The organism is Bartonella sp. AA56HLJMS (assembly GCF_042197145.1).
GTDB lineage: Bacteria > Pseudomonadota > Alphaproteobacteria > Rhizobiales > Rhizobiaceae > Bartonella.
In genome coordinates this window covers 1-712 of record NZ_JBHIRL010000102.1, presented here as the reverse complement: position 1 = coordinate 712, position 712 = coordinate 1, and the positions used below count along the sequence as shown (strand labels likewise).

Annotated in this window: 2 protein-coding genes; both read left to right on the top strand. The window is 43.5% G+C overall.

Annotated elements, in window-relative coordinates; translation table 11 throughout:
- Positions 1–495 (top strand): hypothetical protein (locus ACFINI_RS10095; RefSeq protein WP_375648056.1); only part of this gene is annotated, 495 nt, incomplete at its 5' end.
- A partial coding sequence (locus ACFINI_RS10090; RefSeq protein WP_375648055.1) for a phage baseplate assembly protein V occupies positions 476–712 on the top strand: 237 nt, incomplete at its 3' end. The genes ACFINI_RS10095 and ACFINI_RS10090, both read left to right, overlap by 20 nt.

The following is a 712-nucleotide window of genomic DNA, read 5'->3' as shown; positions in this document are numbered from 1 at the left end:
GCAGCAAAGACGGCAGCTGGTGACAATGTTTTCAATATGCGTGACTTCAATTTATTTATTGAAGCAATGCCAGCTATTAATATCTTAACACAAAGTGAAACAATTGAAGATGGACATGATTTTGGCTTAAGGCGGCGTGTTTTAACAGTAGATGTTGAATGCTATGCAACATGTGAAGATGGCGCACGTTTTGTTGACCAATTAGCATGGGAAGTTGAGGAGGTTTTCTACACTAATCCCAATCTCAACAACACAGTTGAAACATGCCGCCTGCAAAATATTGCTTTTGCCTTTGGTGATAATGGCGCTCTAGCACTCCACGGTGCAATTTTAACCTTTGAGGTGACTTACGTCACCAATATCCCCTGCCCTGATGAAGGAAAGGCAATCGCAAGAGTTGTTGAACCCCTTGTCGGTTTTAAACCCGAAACAGGTGTGGGAAACGAAGACAAATACCATAAAATTGAAGGTGGACATGTTAGAGCGACGCGATAAAGAAATCACAGATCTAAAGAGACGTGTGGCCAATATGGTTGTGGTGGGGAAGATTAGCCATGTCGACCATAAAAACGCACGCTATCGGGTAAAAAGTGGCAATCTTGTCAGTGACTGGATTCCAGATACCCAAGCCCGCGCCGGTAAAACACGTTCTTATGAAGGACGCGATGTTGGAGAGCAAGTAGTTGTTATCTCGTCATCAGGGGATTTATCA